At 43.8% G+C, this 17102-nt stretch carries 14 protein-coding genes; 11 read left to right on the forward strand and 3 right to left on the reverse strand.

What is annotated here, in order from left to right:
- Window positions 1–146: 146 nt before the first annotated feature.
- From HF974_07055 to HF974_07075, 5 genes are all read left to right on the forward strand, one after another.
- Window positions 147–1589 (forward strand): hypothetical protein, encoded by a 1443-nt coding sequence (locus HF974_07055; GenBank protein ID MBC2698087.1) that lies wholly within the window; start codon window positions 147–149, stop codon window positions 1587–1589.
- A 452-nt stretch (window positions 1590–2041) separates the two neighbouring features.
- On the forward strand, window positions 2042–2281 hold the full coding sequence (locus HF974_07060; GenBank protein MBC2698088.1) for a hypothetical protein: 240 nt from the start codon (window positions 2042–2044) through the stop codon (window positions 2279–2281).
- 190 nt (window positions 2282–2471) lie between these two features.
- On the forward strand, window positions 2472–2606 hold the full coding sequence (locus HF974_07065) for a type II toxin-antitoxin system RelE/ParE family toxin (GenBank protein ID MBC2698089.1): 135 nt from the start codon (window positions 2472–2474) through the stop codon (window positions 2604–2606).
- Between the two features lie 54 nt (window positions 2607–2660).
- Entirely contained in the window at window positions 2661–3674 is a 1014-nt protein-coding gene (locus HF974_07070; GenBank protein MBC2698090.1) for a DUF1016 domain-containing protein, read from the forward strand.
- A 225-nt stretch (window positions 3675–3899) separates the two neighbouring features.
- Window positions 3900–5330 (forward strand): ATP-binding protein, encoded by a 1431-nt coding sequence (locus HF974_07075; protein ID MBC2698091.1) that lies wholly within the window; start codon window positions 3900–3902, stop codon window positions 5328–5330.
- A gap of 70 nt (window positions 5331–5400) precedes the next feature.
- Here HF974_07075 and HF974_07080 read toward each other — a convergent pair whose 3' ends face one another.
- Together HF974_07080 and HF974_07085 are read right to left on the reverse strand one after the other, a co-directional pair.
- The gene (locus HF974_07080; GenBank protein MBC2698092.1) at window positions 5401–6726 is read right to left on the reverse strand and encodes an ATP-binding protein; all 1326 of its coding nucleotides are present in this window, start codon (window positions 6724–6726) and stop codon (window positions 5401–5403) included.
- Between the two features lie 100 nt (window positions 6727–6826).
- Window positions 6827–8701, reverse strand: coding sequence for a hypothetical protein (locus tag HF974_07085; protein MBC2698093.1), 1875 nt, complete (start codon window positions 8699–8701; stop codon window positions 6827–6829).
- Between the two features lie 295 nt (window positions 8702–8996).
- Between HF974_07085 and HF974_07090 the strand changes: the two genes are divergently transcribed.
- Together HF974_07090 and HF974_07095 are read left to right on the forward strand one after the other, a co-directional pair.
- Window positions 8997–9443: a carboxypeptidase regulatory-like domain-containing protein gene (locus HF974_07090; protein ID MBC2698094.1), complete on the forward strand. Its 447-nt coding sequence runs from the start codon at window positions 8997–8999 to the stop codon at window positions 9441–9443.
- A gap of 2 nt (window positions 9444–9445) precedes the next feature.
- On the forward strand, window positions 9446–9880 hold the full coding sequence (locus HF974_07095) for a hypothetical protein (protein MBC2698095.1): 435 nt from the start codon (window positions 9446–9448) through the stop codon (window positions 9878–9880).
- An 8-nt stretch (window positions 9881–9888) separates the two neighbouring features.
- On the opposite strand, the gene HF974_07100 is transcribed toward HF974_07095, so the two are convergent.
- Window positions 9889–10584 carry a hypothetical protein gene (locus tag HF974_07100; GenBank protein ID MBC2698096.1) on the reverse strand — a complete coding sequence of 232 codons (696 nt, stop codon included), beginning with the start codon at window positions 10582–10584 and terminating at the stop codon, window positions 9889–9891.
- 75 nt (window positions 10585–10659) lie between these two features.
- Here HF974_07100 and HF974_07105 point away from each other — a divergent pair, with 75 nt between their 5' ends.
- The 4 genes from HF974_07105 (at window position 10660) to HF974_07120 (ending at window position 17025) form a co-directional block, all read left to right on the forward strand.
- The gene (locus HF974_07105; protein ID MBC2698097.1) at window positions 10660–11922 is read left to right on the forward strand and encodes a hypothetical protein; all 1263 of its coding nucleotides are present in this window, start codon (window positions 10660–10662) and stop codon (window positions 11920–11922) included.
- Window positions 11923–12036: 114 nt separating this feature from the next.
- On the forward strand, window positions 12037–12252 hold the full coding sequence (locus tag HF974_07110) for a hypothetical protein (protein MBC2698098.1): 216 nt from the start codon (window positions 12037–12039) through the stop codon (window positions 12250–12252).
- Entirely contained in the window at window positions 12249–12626 is a 378-nt protein-coding gene (locus tag HF974_07115; protein ID MBC2698099.1) for a type II toxin-antitoxin system VapC family toxin, read from the forward strand. The genes HF974_07110 and HF974_07115 overlap by 4 nt, the downstream gene beginning before the upstream one ends.
- A gap of 208 nt (window positions 12627–12834) precedes the next feature.
- Complete coding sequence (locus HF974_07120; protein MBC2698100.1) at window positions 12835–17025, forward strand: alpha-2-macroglobulin; 4191 nt, start codon at window positions 12835–12837, stop codon at window positions 17023–17025.
- The last annotated feature ends 77 nt before the right edge of the window (window positions 17026–17102 follow it).

Genomic DNA, 17102 nt, shown 5'->3' on the forward strand with positions numbered 1-17102 from the left:
TTGGGTACAGAAGTATTGAAAAGTACCTGAAGGTTTATCAAAATGATATCGACGCGGTCGCCTGGTAATAAGTGTAGCTTAATTGGTAGGTTGAATTGCTACCAATAAAGTTTAAATTATATGTTTTAGAACTCAGAATGGTGTAAATGAAAATACAATTCACTGATTTATTTAATAATGAATCAAAAAGAAAATTCAATATTTCAAACCATGATGTTTATGAAGCCTTAAAAAAACCTGATAAGAAAGAACTACTAAATCTGTCTCAGATTGAACGTTCTCTAGTTGGTGTTTCCTCAAGCGATGATTTTAAGGTTCTTTTTTATCTGAAACATATGGTGAAAATGGAAAGTAAGCCTTATTTATTAATTGCAACTCGTGAACTTAAAGAAGGCACTACTTTTGTGGATTTTGCTTTGAAAATATATCCTGATTTTATAGATCGAATTGATGAATTGCAACCGATTGAGATATTGAAAAAACTAGCTGACAAATTCGGATTAATGATGAGAATAAGTAATCAAAATAGCAAATTTATATTTAAAGAGTTGATACCTTTGAAAGTCAATTTTGATCAAACAAACATCGTATCAATAGAAAATCCTAAGAATCATTCATTTATCCAGAGTATTTTTGTGAAAATCGATAAATCAAAATCTGTAATAATCTGTGCTTTAGCATTTTGCATAGATAGTTCACGATATGCGACTTTATTAAATGCCCGTGAAATAAAATTAATTGAAAAATATGAAGTTGAAGAGGTAATCAGAAGAAATGAACAAATTAAGGATTATGGAAAGAGATTTAACTTAATTGAATTGGATATATCTCTTCGGATAATTCATAGAGTGATGGGAAAAGATTGGTATGAAAAGGTTCTAAAGCAATTTGCTCCAGGTACAAAAATAAAAAATAGTGAATATAAACGTCTAGTTAAAAGTGAGGATGTTCATCCGCTTTCTGAAGCATTATGGAGTGGATTACCAGAGAATTATATTAGAGTGATAAGTATAGCTCATTATCTTGAAAAATTATGGAGGCCGGATGATTCAAACAATATATTTGAAAAAATAAAGGAATTACGTCAATTTGGGTTCGAAAAGACCAATTTTGAACTTAAATGTGCTAGCTATTATGAAAGAAAAGACTGCCAAGTTGAATTTATAAAAAGAAAAGATGCTAAAACTCCCGAGTTTAAAATAATTTCAAATGGTGAATCTGCAGTAGTTGAATGTAAGAAAAAAGGTAAAGGAAGCTCAGACGTGAGAGATAATTTGTATAAAGCTTCGAGTCAAATCGAAGAATATGGTGAATTAGGAATTATATTTATAGAATTATCGCAAGATCACCAAATTGATATAAAATCACTCCAAAATGATGTTGATTTTCATTTAAGAGACAAAGAAAAAGTAAGTTCAGTTGTTTTTGTACAAGAACTTACTATTCAAGACGGTGATTTTATACGCCTAAGAACAATCGCACAAGAATTTAAAAATCCTAATGGTCAAGCTTTACCGTCTACAATTGCATCAGTTACTTCAAATCTAAATATTCCAGAATGTATTCCTTTTCAAGAACTTTTAATATAAATTATTCAGATTTTAATAAAATTATTGAGCATCCTCCAGATTCCCCAGATAGAGCAAAGCGACGTCTGGGGTCGTTGACTTAAATAGCAAGAAAATAAAAAGATGAAGAAGATGAAATCAAAGAGCATTACGAAGGAATGCAAACAGAAAACGTACATGAAATTCTTCGAATGACATGCTCAAAAAATGAAAGAACCCAAGGGTACTTTCATGCTAAATAAACCAACTGAAGAAGTTCCAGTTGATATAGATTCTGACGGAGACGGATGGAGCGATGAGAAGTAAAGAACGATAAGTACGAATCCCATCAGCGTTGATCTGGATGCGGATGGCTTGAAATATCAGGAAGATCCTAACCCTACAGTTCCAGAAAAAATGACTCCCGGATTGGAAGCTGTATTCGCAATCACAAGGCTTTTGGTAGTAACATATCTTTTGAGGTGGAAGAAATCATGAGTGGCGAAATTCCTCAAATATTGAGAACCATCGATAAAAAGTTAGAAGAATTACTTTTCTTGAAACATCATATGGATAAATTAAATGGAAGAGTGGAGAATATGAAAGAGATGTTACCTGGATATGTGCTCCTATTAAACGACGATGAGAGAGCAGATTTAAACGAAGCTATGGAAGAGTATGCTACAGGCAAAACAACATCTCTAAAGGATGCTGAAAGGATTCTTGAGTTATGAAGATAGAATTTGGAACAAAGGCCCTGAAGTTCCTATAAAAATAAGAGAAAGGCAACAAATAAAGAATTTTTAAGAAAACCTACATGAAATTCTTCGAATAACATGCACAAAAAGATGAAAGAACCCAAGGGTACTTTCATGCTAAATAAAGGAACTTGGGAATGATCCATTTCCTTCAGATGTTAAGAAATTGAAAGGGGAAAAGGATGTTTACAGGATTAGAATTGGAGATTTCAGGGTGCTTTATAGGATAATTCCAGAAGATGACATAATCCTGTTTTTCAAACTGGATAAAAGAAGTAGGGTTTATGGGCAATTTAGATAAGACCGAGTTGAAATTATGATTACAACATCTGGATATTAGGCGTTCTTAAAAGACATTAAAAACAGAATCTGCCAGTCGCAATATGAAGCACTAAAGGCAGTCAATGTAGAGTTAATTCAACTGTACTGGGATATAGGAAAGTCAATTCTAGAAAAGCAACAGCAAACCGGGTGGGGGAAATCTGTGGTAGAAAATCTTGCAAAAGACCTTCAGGCAGAGTTTCCCAACGTTAGTGGATTTTCAGCTACAAATCTATGGTATATGTCCCAATTCTACATGGAATATCAGGGCAATGAAATTCTCCAACCACTGGTTGGAGAAATAAGCTGGACAAAACATATTCTAATAATAAGCAAATGTAAAGACATACAGGAGCGCCGATTTTATATCATAGCTACAAAAAAATTCGGCTGGACCAAGAAAGTGCTTATTCATCAAATTGAAAACAAATCATTTGAAAAGTATCTGCTCAATCAAACCAATTTCGACCAGACTGTGCCGTACACCATTAAGAACCAGGCGAAACTGGCAGTGAAAGACCATTATACATTTGATTTTATGGAACTGGCTGATGAACACTCCGAACGCCAGCTTGAGCATGCCCTTATAAAAAACATCCAGAACTTCCTTTGTGAGATGGGGTACAGTTTTGCGTTTCTGGGCAATCAGTTCAGGTTGACTGTTGATGATGAAGATTTTTTTATTGACCTGTTGCTTTTCCACCGCGAGCTGCAATGCCTTGTGGCCATAGAGCTTAAGATAGGTGATTTCAAACCCGAATACAAGGGTAAAATGGAGTTTTATCTTAATCTGCTGAATGACACTGTGAAATTACCTACGGAAAACGACGCTATTGGCATTATTATCTGCAAAAATAAAAAGCGCACAATTGTGGAATACGCCCTGAAGACATCAGTTCATCCCATCGGTGTATCTACGTATAGCATCAGCCCCGCCCTGCCTGAGAGTTATAAGAACATCTTGCCTGATGGGAAAACTATCGCCCAAAAATTGCAGACTTTTGATTTGGATAGGGGTGATGAAGAGGTGCGGACAGATGAGAATTGATGAGTTTATGATGGCTGATTAGAGATAATCTTAAGAAAAGTAATCATGACTTTTTGTTCTTTTCCAGGAATTTTAACATGGGTTCAGTTTTTCTAACCCTTCTCCTGCCGCAAATTACAATAAATTCAGGAGAATTACTTTAATGCCTGGACCGAGGGAAATATACCAGAAAAACTTTGTATTAAAGCACAACACATAAATAACCGGACATACAAGATAATCTTTATGAACCGGTTTATTAACAGGAACGTAGAAATTGATTTCCTTAAAAAAAAATACAATTCACAAGGGTCGCAATTCATAATCCTCTACGGCAGAAGACGTGTCGGAAAAACCGAATTGATAAAGCAGTTCTGCAAGGACAAAAACTCCATTTATTTCCTTGCTGACAAAAGGGGTACATTACTGAACCTTGAAACGTTCGCAGAGAAAGCAGCAGACCATTTTAACGACATAACACCACGAGTTGAGAACTTCTATGACCTTTCAAAATACCTTGTGCGTCAGGTGGGTGATGAAAAATATATAATTGTCATAGACGAATTTTCATATTTCATAGAACGGGATGATACAATACCATCCGTCTTCCAGGTCATATGGGACGAATACCTGAAGGGTAAAGACATAATGCTTATTCTTTGTGGTTCATCTGTTTCGATGATGGTAGAAAGTACACTCGCACAAAAATCGCCATTATACGGAAGGCGGACAGGCCAGTGGATGCTTGAACCCTTAAAAGCATACCATGTGTCCCAGTTCCATGAACAAATTGATATAACAAAGGGTATTGAATTTTACAGCATCCTTGGCGGGGTGCCGCTATATATACTTAAGTTTGACCCTGAAAGATCAGCAATTGAGAATATAGATGAACATATACTGGCAAAAGGCGAATTCCTGCACGAAGAAGTGGAGACATTATTGAAAGAAGAATTGAAAGAATACTACCTGTATATCTCCATATTCGAAGCCATTGCAAAGGGCAGGACACGGCTTGTTGAAATATCTGATCATTCAAAGATCCAACAAAAAGACCTTCCTAAATATGTGGGAACCCTGATGAAACTTGAACTTATTGACAAAGAATACCCTGTGACTGAAAAGATTGGCAGTAAGAAAACACGGTATTATATCAAAGATAACTTTTTCAGGTTCTATTTTAGGTATATCTACCCTAACAAGACTGAGATTGAATCAGGAAATACCAAAAAATTACTCAAAATTATTGAAAATGATCTTAATATATTTGTAGGTGGTGAATTTGAAAATATCGTGAAAGACCTGTTAAAAAGCCAGTATACAGGTGTTAAATTACCGTTCTCGTTCAACAGGATTGGCAGGCAATGGGGAAAGATAAAAGGTGCTCCAAAGGGGCAGAACACGTATGAGATAGATATAGTTGCCTTAAATGATGATACAGGGGATATCGCTTTTATAGAATGCAAATGGAAGAGTCTCAGTGAGAAAAATGCGCTTGATATCCTTAACGACCTGAAGGGTAAATCTGGTTTTGTCCTGTTGAACAATGAGATGCAAAGGGAGTACTTCTGCCTTGTTGCAAAAAGGATCGAGGGAAAGGATGCACTTAGGAAGAAAGGGTTTATGGTTTTCGATCTGGATGATTTTTATGCAGGTCAGGATATGCCCGGACACTGATTCACACAGATCTACACTGATACGGGGTTGCATGGTCTGTGCATATAGGGTGGGGCTGCCAGTTCCATTCTCAACTCAGCAGCCACTTCCAGAGAGGGGTGTATGAAATATTCTTACTTTTGAATACTTCATTTGCTTCATAATCCCATGTTATTACGACAAGATCATCACACTTTAATTCCCTGGATGCTTTTATCAGAGCCTTTAGTTCGCGCTCTTTAGTGTCAGGATTTTCAATATCATAGCATACCTGTATAAGCTGGCTGACTTTGAGGCCGTCCTTAACAACAAAATCAACCTCGTTCTGGCTGTAATCCTTGTAATAATAAAAATCCATTAACGGGTTTTCAAGGAATTTCTTTATCTTCAGGTGAACTGCAACAATATTTTCCATTAAATGACCATGATTTTCCCGGAACCTGAAACCTGTTGAGTTTACGATACCTGTGTCTATGGAATATACTTTCCGCGGGGAATTTTCCTGTTCCTTAACTGAAAATGAAAAACGTTTTACAAAGAATATCAGATCTGATTTTTCAATATACTTTGAATATATCTCTACTGTTTTTACTGGAATATTCAGGAATTTAGATATCCTATTGAACGTTATGGGTGATGATATGTTTGATGTGTAATACCTGCTCACAGTTTCAAGTTTGCCTATGTTTTTTATTGACCACCGTTTTACTATGTCCTTGAACAGTATGTCATCGTAGATTTTTCGTGTAATCTCGGATTTCAGGACATCATCTGTCTCAAGGGCAATTTCGGGAAAGCCGCCGAATTCCATGTACTGCCTGAGCATTTTCAAGACCTGGTTTTTTTTCAGTATGAGGTCTGCCTTTGTCTTGAATTCCATGTCAAAAAATGCGAGATATTCACTAAAAGAAAGGGGGTGCATATTTATCTCAACAGTCCTTCCGGTCAGCACTGTTGCAAATTCCCCGCTCAGCAGGGCTGATGAAGAACCTGTGACAATGAGCTTTGCTTCGTTTTTTTCCTGCAGGCTTCTTACAAACTTCTCCCACTTGGGTATTTCCTGAATTTCATCGAAAACAATTATCGGTGTCCTGTCTGGTTCAAGAATATTCCTGTAAGATTCGTATACTTTTGTCAAGAGATTAAGGTTCAGGGTTTCGGCAAATGCGGGTTCTTCAAAGTTGATTATCAGGGTGTTTTTTACATCAAGACCTTTGTCAAGCATGGTTTTAACTGTTTGTCTTGCAAGTGTGGTCTTTCCTGAACGCCTTATGCCCGAGATTACAACTATTTTGTTTGATTTTGATTTTATGTACCTCCGGGCTGTTTTGCAATAGACTCTTGGCTTTCCTGTGGGTAGTTGTCTGTCCCAGAAATTCCAGCCCGACAGTGTCTGTATTATCTGCGATTCATTCATAGTTTGTAGTTGGTTACATGAATATATATAATTTTGTGTTTTTCATTACACAAAACTACATAAAATAAAACATTCATTCATGCACTTAACCCTGCACCCGCTACCTTCTAAGTAGTACCGCTATCGCAAAAACTGCCAATATCCCGGAAAGTATTGGAAAACCAGGCACATCCAGGCCATCCTCTGCAGGTACTTGAGGAGTAGGGGTGGGGGCAGGGGCGGGGGTAGGGGTGGGGATTTGTGTCGGGCAAACGGTCTTCAGTGGAATGGGCGTTGCAGATACTACGCTATGGCTAACGTTAGAAGCTGTGGTCAATTGCAATGTAGTCTTGGCCAGCACCCTGGCATAGTTATATTCCACAATCTGCTGGCTGGGCGTCTCCAGCGAATCCGCATACTCGTATGCACTTACTGCAAGGACCGGCTCGATACCCGCATTCCTTGACTCTTCAATAGATACCCTTGCGGCATCAGCACTGCGCTGTATCTTTGTACCCACATCAGAATATCCCATCAAGCTGATGGCAGTACTGGCCTGCACATAAGCCCGTAGCGAATCATATATGGCACCACTGTAATAACCCCTTTCATATTCTATTACTGCTCTGTCAAGGGATACATCTGCCTCATCCAGCAGTCTGGAGAACCCGTGCAGGCTATCGGACTCACTGATAATGGTCCGTGCGTATGTAACTACCGATGATGCTGTTCCCACGTACCATCCGGCCCTGTCTTTCAACATGCCTTCGTCGGTTGTGTGGTCCGTATTCACTAGTGAAAGCCACCACTGTACGGTTTCGGCCCTCATGGATGCCAGTGCCAGGGTCTTAACATAATCAGTCTCAGTTTCGGTTGAGCGTGCATCCTCAAGCAACTGTTCTGCCATTACGACCCTTATCTCGGCAGCACCCACTCCATCCACGTCCTTCACCCCTTCCTCTTTGAACCGCTCCACCTCCTGGCGGCTTTGGTTGACTTCCAGGCTTACGGTCTGGTAAAGATGATCAAGATATTCGTCTTGGTCTTTGGTATTGGAATATTCCTCCCACCAAAGTATGAACTTCAGGTTATTCAGGACCAGTAGGCCAGTATTGGTGGCCGCATAGTATTGCTGCTCATCATATTGCTCCTGACCCCTGTCCAGCAGTACTTTTTGCATCTCAAGAGTGCTGGAGAACTGTGTGGTCTCATTCACTGCCACAAGGTATAATTGGTTTGCCTCATCCAGTACATTCCTGCCCAGCGGGCGCAGCACGTCCAGGTATTCTGCTGACCATACGCCTATAGGCGGTTCAGACCTGTGTATCTCATGGCCGGTGAAATGTTCCACTGCGTCCTTGATGGTTATTGCTTCTACTACTTCCACGTTGTGTTCCTGGCCACGTTCTACCAGGTCTACTTCAATGGTCTTTTCTTCTACGGCTACGATATCCCCTTTGCGCACAATAGTGTTTTCTGTAATTACTACATTGACCTGGCCCTCTGGTACGATGAACAGGGACGTGCCGTGCTGTGCAGCAGCATCAAGTTTATACGGGAGGCCGCCTACCGGCCCGATACTTCCGTCAGGATTGATCATTCCTGTTATTACCACGCCATCATTCAGCTGCCAGTTCTCTATGTCGGCTATGGCAGCCACGGTGAGGGCGGCACCGGCAGAGGGGCCGCTGATGATGGGTGAGGTCACTTCGATTATGAAATAAAAGTCGTGTCTGGTCGGGTCTATTCCTGTAATGTCCGATGCTACGAGTGTAGCCATCCTGGCCGAACCCTGCAGGTCTACCTGTGTGTACGGCTGGGTATCCACGAACACATGACCATTGCCCTCAGTGACGATGACTGTGGCATTTATCAGTACACCGCTCTCCCCTTCCATAGTGGAATATGCTGCTATGATGGGGATTGTCACGCCTTCCTCTAAGTTGATTGCACTTGCCGGGGCTGTAAGGAGGAGGAATAATGTTATTGCGAGCATTAACCTCATACTATTAGGTAGAGTATATCGATTATGCTGAAAACTCTTCTTATAGTCCCATAATTTGATCATTTTTAGATAACCAAATTTATTATTTGTCCTTAATAAAACTTATAGTAAACTAATAAGAGGTTACAATAATATAGCAAAGACATTAAAGTCTAAAAACAGGTCCATTCAGGATCACAATCCCAGCATTAAAGGAACTAAAAAAATTAGCATTAGCTCATATAATAATATTTATATATATTGATATTTATATATGTTGTGCAATTGTGCAGGCATGGTGAATATGATGAGTAAAGCTAATAGGCCTTTAATTCAAAACGAACATGGTATGGAACTACCTATCAATATCGTGGTTATGTTGGTAGTAGGAATGGTTGCCCTGGCCGCCCTCCTGGCTATTATTCCTGAGTCAAAAAAAAATCTGATAGTAGAAGTGGTATCGGTCAATGCTATGGATGGTATCACCGGTGATATCGACAATGGTAAAAGCACTAATGTGACAGTTGTTGTAAAAGTGTATGACAGTGACAATAACCTGATAAATGGGGCTAGTGTAATAATATCAGGCGGAGGCGGTTTTGGTTCTGACAAGACAGATGCAACAGGACAGGCTACTGTTACTGTATCTAATGTTTTCATACGTCTGAACCAGGACTCCATAGACCTTAAACTGGTAGCAAAAGCCAATGGTTTTTATGATTACACAGATGAATCTGCAATATTGATCACTTAGGTATGTTCAGCGACGAGACAGCTACCGTGGGTCTGCCCATGAGGATGGTAGTGCTTACTATCGTCGGAATGGCCGGGCTTGCTGCCATGATAATTTTCATTGGTGACATGAGCCTGGTGCCAAAGACCATGCATGCCGATATCACCGGTATTGATAACATCACAACAAGTAGTGTGTTACATGTCAACAACGGTACTAAGAACGTCACTATCCGTGTAATTGATGTAGATGGCGGGCCTGTGGTGGGCGCAACTGTCGTTTTCTATGGTTTACATACTTCTGCTTCAGGTATTACTGATAGTAACGGAAATGCCCTGGTCAATATTGATACATCTTCTTTCAGTGTTTCAGGTGAAGGATACCTGAAACTGTCAGCTAAAGCTAGTGGTTTTGTTGATTACAAGAACGATTTTGCACTAAAAGTGGTAGATAGTTAACGCTTCATCTATGAAGTGTCGGACTGCCTGTTGGTCATTATGAACTTTGCGATCACAGCAGAAGCGAACAGTATTGCCAGCCCGGTAGGATAATACGTGGACCGTATGATGTCCCACCTGTCGGCCCAGACAAGATAGCCTGTTATAATAAGTGCAATGGATGCAACTATACCTGAAAGTTCTACAGGTACATTGATATTGCCTATGGTTATCTTGTCCATATTTTCCTGGCGCTGTAATCTCTTTCTCGTGTCTTTCAGTTCTTTCCTGAGCGTTTCGATCTGGGAGTTGTGCGCATTGTTTATCGATTCCACTGAGGCAGATGTGTCTTTCTTCAGGCTCGTCTGATGTCCACCCAGTTCTTCGATCCTGCTACTGGCAGCCTGTAATTCCTGCCGCAGAGCATCCACGGAACTGTTAAGCTCTGTAAGTTCGTCCGACTTTATTGCGACAAGGTCGCTTGTCAGTTTTTCAATGACATCATGCAGCTCTTTGAATTCAGCTTGTAGATCCTTGAATTCAGCCCACAGATCATCTATATCAGGGTCTGTCCACGGGATATTTCCAGATAATTCCTGAGCAGTCTTGATGTAATCATCCTTACTGGTTGACAATCTCCGCTCAACTGCACGCAATCGCCTATCGATACTTCGTACGCTCTGGTCAAATGACTCTATCCTTCCGTAAACATCTGTTTTTTCCATGGACTCAACCTGTGGGCAATCTAAAACATCAAAAGATAAATGCTTTGTCCTCTTCTTTCGAACTCTGGTGTTAATTTGTGGAAAGATGAAAATGGTATTGATACTATTCCACTAAAACTGGTAGTCTACCTGGCCCTGGTTGGAATTATCATTGCACTTGCGGCAATTGGCCTGAAGAATGCAGGACCGCCAATGGATGGCGCTTTAATGGAGCGTCAGCTGGGGGAGGTTAAATCCGGTATTGAACTTATGCAGTCAGGATATGCCAGGGACCTGTCAGACCCGTACACTGCCACCGGCAATACCAGGAGCTTTGACCTAGTGCTGCCTGAGCGCCTGGAATACCTGTCATTCGGGGCAGACCCTGACCCTGACAACAATGGCATTCTGACCGATACACCGCCGGGTCTGGTGACAGATAACGGTGACGTGATCTACTATAAGTTGAGGGGCGACGGCAAGAGGTTGGTTAAACTCAAGGATTCTATCCACATTCGCGAAGGCGAACTGGTAGACGGCCGCTGGTCTCCCAGTGTAGTGGACGGACTGGGGCAGGCGTTTGTGCTCACAGGCGGCAGCCAGTCTGTGACTTTTGAACTGGTCTATGACAGGGGCACTACATACACACTTTCACACCTGAGTGATAATCTTGATGTATACATAAATCCTGATAATGATGGCGGGCTGCCCCATGGCTTGTTTGTATCGGTAAATCCGGATTCTTTCCCTGCTGATGATGTTACTGAAGGCAGTGTCACGGTACAGTTGGTCGACAGCCAGGGTCGGTGGGTACAGGAAATGGGAAGGACTGTAAACCTGACCAGCAGCAGGGGCAACCTCAGTGCCGCGCAGGTGGTTACTAATGCACACGGCAGCGGCAGCGTGATGCTGACTTCAGGAGAACTGGGTCTGGGTGTGGTCACAGCACAGTCCCCTGGACTCCATAACGGAACAAGCGAAGTTGCATTCACACCGCCGCCTCTGGTAATAGAATTTAATGAATGGATAAATTCATCAAAAAAAACTGATCCTGACTCGGAACTGGCAGCCCGGTTTTGGATTGAACACAACACTTCTTATAGTGTAACCCTGACCGGATGGGCCACGGAAGCCCACTGGCTCACAAGGCCAGAGGAATGGGCAATCGGCAAGATCGAGATCGATGGTGTGGTTCTGGATGAAATAGAAGTGGCCGGTGGGTCAAGAATAGATGTGCCTTTCGGGGATGTACTGCTTAGTGAAGGTAAACATACCCTAAGGGTTACTATGACAAATGATTTAAATATCCTCTGGGGAGAGGACAGGAACCTGTATGTGGAACAGGTGGAGTTTTCTTGAAATGTGTTGGAAATAGATTTAACTATAATTCCACATATTTTTAATTTCGGGCGTATATGGATATGATCTATTTATCAGGAATCCATAAATATATGTTCAAACATATGTTTAACTATGACAACCAAAACAATCACTATCCGGGAAGATGTTTACAGGATGCTCCTGTCCATTAAGGGAACCAGGGAGAGTTTTAGTAATTTTTTTGAGAGGATGGTAATATCCAGGCGGAATCTGGATAAATTAAAAGAACTTCGTGGTTTTGTTGAGGTCAAAGACAAAGATGCCCTGTTGAAAGAGCTGTCTGAAAAAAGAGAGGAGATACGATATTGATCCTTGTGGATACCGATGTCCTTATCGAGATATTTGACAGGAATTCGGAAAAAGGTGATAAGGCACTGAAGAAGATAGAGAAGACTGGAGAAGATATCACCACTACCTCTTTGAATCTGCATGAGATCCTGTACGGTCTGTATAAATATACCGACCGTGCAAAACTCGAAAGGATACTGGTGCTTGATGTTGTTGAGTTCACAAAGGATGATGCAGTTCTTTCCTCAAAACTCGAAGTCGAAACAGAGAAGAAGGGGAAAAAGGTTCCCAGGTTTGATACCATGATTGCGGCGGTTGCCATTAATAGGGGATTTAAGTTGTTTACTTTTAACAGGAAGCACTTTGAGGGATTTGGGGATTTGACGCTGGTTTGATTGGATTATTTTTATTTGCTTAACAGTGCCAGACATGCGGCGGCCTGGATAATGAAGCTACCGAACGAAGCTTCAGGAGAGCGGTGGGGGTTTTGTGATTAGGATTTATCATTTATAACTACGAACCAATTTGAAGTCTAAACAATATTTATAAAGTCCCCCACCAATATTCCATTTAACAACCCTTTCCCCATCCGGAGTAATTACCATGAACTCAAACAAGCTCGCCCCAATAATAATATCCCTGTTAGCCATCTCCCTCATACTGCTGCTGGTCTTCCCCACCATCACCCAACCCATTTCAAACCTCATCAACCAGCCCGCCCATCCATACGACCCAACAGCCACCTACACAGGCAGCGACCTGCTCATCCTGGCCCCTCGCGTAATGTTCACAGGCGGCGAATCAGCCGTCACCATAGCAGCCACAGACAAAGGCGCACCTGTAGAGCAGAGTATCAGCTTCATGCTCGTGGACGCTGCCGGAGTGGCGACCACACTCACAAAGGGCTCAACCGGTCCCACAGGTCATGCTGTGGCAACCTTTGACGTGCCAGAACTTGAGCAGGGTACCTACACTCTGGTGGCACAGCCCGCAGGTTCCAATGCCACCTTCAACGGCAGTGTCAGGATCGCAAACAGCAGCGCCCTGTTCCTTGAGACTGACAAGCCCATCTACAAACCCGGCCAGACCATCCACGGGCGCATCCTGTCCCTGAACAACAACCTAATACCAGTATCATGCCAGTGCATAATTGAAATATCGGATGCCAAAGGCATCAAGATATTCAAGGAGACCCTGGACACCAACGAATACGGCGTAGCATCCTTTGACATGCCCCTTGCAAGCGAAGTGAACCTCGGTACCTGGAAGGTCAAAGCCGAAATGGGCCAGGCCAAGACCCAGCTTGACCTGAGGGTCGAGAAATACGTACTTCCCAAGTTCCAGGTCGATGTGACCACACCCAGGAACTGGTTCCTGGTGGATGACCCCATCACCGGCACAGTAGATGCAAACTACTTCTTTGGCAAGCAAGTGGAAGGCAGGGTCAGTGTAGTTGCCTCCAGATACGTTGGAGTGTGGGAGGAATATGCCACATATGAAGTGGACCTGGAAGACGGGTCCGCAGAATTCGAACTGCCGGAAGCCGGATGGGTAGCCGGCACCTACGGTGCCGGGGGAATGGGCAGCCTGACCCTGAACATCTCGGTGACAGATACCGGGAACCACACCGAAACCACTACCAAACTGTTAAAGATCACAGAATCACCTGTAGTACTCCAGATCATACCCGAATCCAGGCTGGTCAAGCCAGGCATGCCCTTTAATATATTGATTGTTACCGAAACCCCTGACGGAGAACCCCTGGAACAGGAAGTAGAGATAGAGCTTGAATTTGTAGATACGAACTACAATTACCAGACCCAGTCCTCCACCGTGACCACCAGTAACGGTGTAGCACTTGCCGAATTCCAGGCACCTGAAGATGTCCGGAGCGCAAATATCCAAGCCAGTTCCGGCGATGCATCCCAGAGCATGAACCTTGGTGCCGTTTATTCGCCAAGCGGCAGTTTCCTGCACCTGGTACAGGATGGCGGCGGCACCCCTAAAGTTGGAGATACCATCAGTTTCATTGTTTACAGTACCAACCCGGGTACTGTCTATTATGATATCGTAGCTGGCGGCAGGACAGTATTCTCTGCCACAAGCAGTGAGCGCAACATCAGCCTTACAGTCACACCCCAGATGAGCCCAAAAGCAAAAGTTGTGGCATACATCATCAATCCCAACAGCGAAGTATCGGCAGACACCCTGCCATTTGACGTGATAATGGAAGCACCTGTTGACCTGCAGGTTTCGTTCGACCAGGATGAAGTTGAACCCAGCGGCGATGTGAGTGTGAATTTCGATGCAGGCTCCAGGTCAATGATAGGATATTCCATAGTGGACGAATCAGTGTTCGCCCTAAGCGAGGGCAGGTTGAACCTCCAGCAAGTATTTAACGAACTGGAGCAGCGGTTCATGGAACCCCAGGCCGAAGCACATCCCCAGTACTGGACCCCGGTTCCAATGGGTGCACAGGATATTATCGAAGATGCTGGCCTGCAGGTGCTTAAATCCCCTAACCTTGAGGTACCTGAACAGGTACACGAACCGGAAGTAGAAGGTGGGATGGGAAAAGGTGGTTTCTTTGGAGATGTGATGATGGTGGAAGAGGCCATGGACGCCGCTGCTCCCATGGAGGGACCAGTAGAATCTGCTACCGGGGTGCCACAGGCCGAATCCGATAGCGGTCTGGCCGAAGTGGAGCGGGTCAGGCAATTCTTCCCAGAGACCTGGGTATGGGAGCCTGAACTGATCACCGATGACAGCGGCATGGCAGAAGTTGACCTGAGCGCCCCTGATTCCATTACAACATGGAGACTCCATGCAGTTTCCTCATCCCCTGATGGTTTTGGCATTGCAGAGACCGGCCTGAAGGTGTTCCAGGACTTCTTTGTAGACCCTGACCTGCCCTATGCAGTGACAAGGGGAGAGGAGTTCCCTGTCACTGTACAGGTGTATAATTACCTGGATAAGGAACAACAGGTGACTGTTACACTGTCCGGCACCAACTGGTTTGATATTATCGGCAGCAGTAACAGCCAGATAAGCGTCCCTGCCAACAGTGTGCAGCCTGTCAGCTTCACCATCAGGCCCACACAGGTAGGTACACAACTGGTAGAGATCACAGGCCAGACCACGTCCCGCGCTGATGCTGTAAAGAAAGAGATCATCGTTGAGCCTGAGGGGACCCAACGTGAGATAGTGATAAACGGCATCCTTCAGGACCAGGATGTGATACTGGATGCGGTCCTGCCACATGGTATTGTCGCCGATTCGGGGAAAATACTGCTTAGCTTCACCCCATCCCTGGTGGCGCAATCCATCAGCGGCGTGGACGACCTGCTGGGTATGCCTTACGGCTGCGGTGAGCAGAACATGATGTTCTTCGCCCCGGACGTGGAGATACTGCGATACCTGAAAACATCCGGCCAGACCAATCCCGAGATACAGGCCAAAGCCGAGATGTTTATCATTACCGGGTACCAGCGTCAACTGACCTACCAGCACAGGGACGGTTCGTTCTCGGCATTCGGGGACAGCGACCCTATAGGCAGCCTATGGCTTACCGCTTTTGTGCTCCAGTCCTTCAGTAGTGCCAGGGATGTGACCACCATAGATGATTCGGTACTGGACGGGGCTGCTGACTGGATCATGTCTAACCAGAACCAGGATGGTTCCTGGGACCAGATAGGGTTCGTGCACCACCAGGAGATCTTAGGTGGAATGAGCGGCAAGTACTCGCTAAGTGCTTACACGGCACTATCACTGCTGGAATACGGCAGAGCTAGTGGCCCGCTTGACAATGCACAGGAATACCTGGAGGATAACCTTGACGACCAGCAGGACGACCCCTATGCACTGGCACTGGCTGCACTGGTACTGGAACGCATGGGCAGCGACCGGGCAGATGATGCGCTTGACATGCTTATGGATCTGGCACAGCAGGATGAGAACGGCATGTACTGGGAACTGGAACCAAGTGTGGAACCCAGGGGAATGTACTGGCAGCCTCCTTCCAGCAAGAATGTTGAAGTGACTGCATACGGCGCACTTGTACTTATCGAGCACAGGGATGCCAGGGCCAATGAAGTCCTGAAATGGCTATCTGCTCAGCGCAACAGCCTGGGCGGATATGGCAGCACCCAGGATACGGTATTGGCATTCAAGGCACTGATGACGGCAGCCGCCACCCAGGCAAAGGACACGGATGCAACGATAACTGTCACGGCAGATGGTAAGAAGATCACACAGGTCAGCGTGGATGCCGGTAACTATGATGTGCTGCAGATTGTGGAAATCCCTGGATCCGCAGAATTAATTACACTGAGTATATCAGGCAAGGGCGACATTAATTACCAGCTTGTCAAGCGGTTCAATGTGATACTGCCTGTTGAACCCGTATTCACTGACCTGGAATTCGAAGTGGAGTACGATGCTACGGATGTGGCAGTGAACGACATTGTTGATGTTCATGCAAGGGTTAACTACACTGGAAGAGCCAATTCAACAGGCATGCTTATCCTGGATGTGGCAGTACCTACAGGCTTTGCTCCAGTGGTATCTACACTGAATGAATTAAAAACGGATGGTCTTATCAGCAGGTACGAGATAGCGGGCCGCAAGATCATCCTGTATGTGGATGACCTGCCAGGAGGTGAGGAACTTTTGTTCGATCTTCAGGTGCAGGCACAGTTCCCTGTAAAGGCTATAATACCTGACAGCAGTGCCTACTCCTACTATAATCCAGAGATAAAGGCAGAGTCCAGAGGCCGGGAGATCGTGGTAGTATAGAAAATTTAGAAGGTACTGATCGCTGGCGTGCGCAGGAATATGAGTATATGGAGTTGTGCCATGTGTACTGTAACAAA

It is taken from the genome of ANME-2 cluster archaeon (assembly GCA_014237145.1).
Taxonomy (GTDB): Archaea; Halobacteriota; Methanosarcinia; order Methanosarcinales; family Methanocomedenaceae; genus Methanocomedens_A.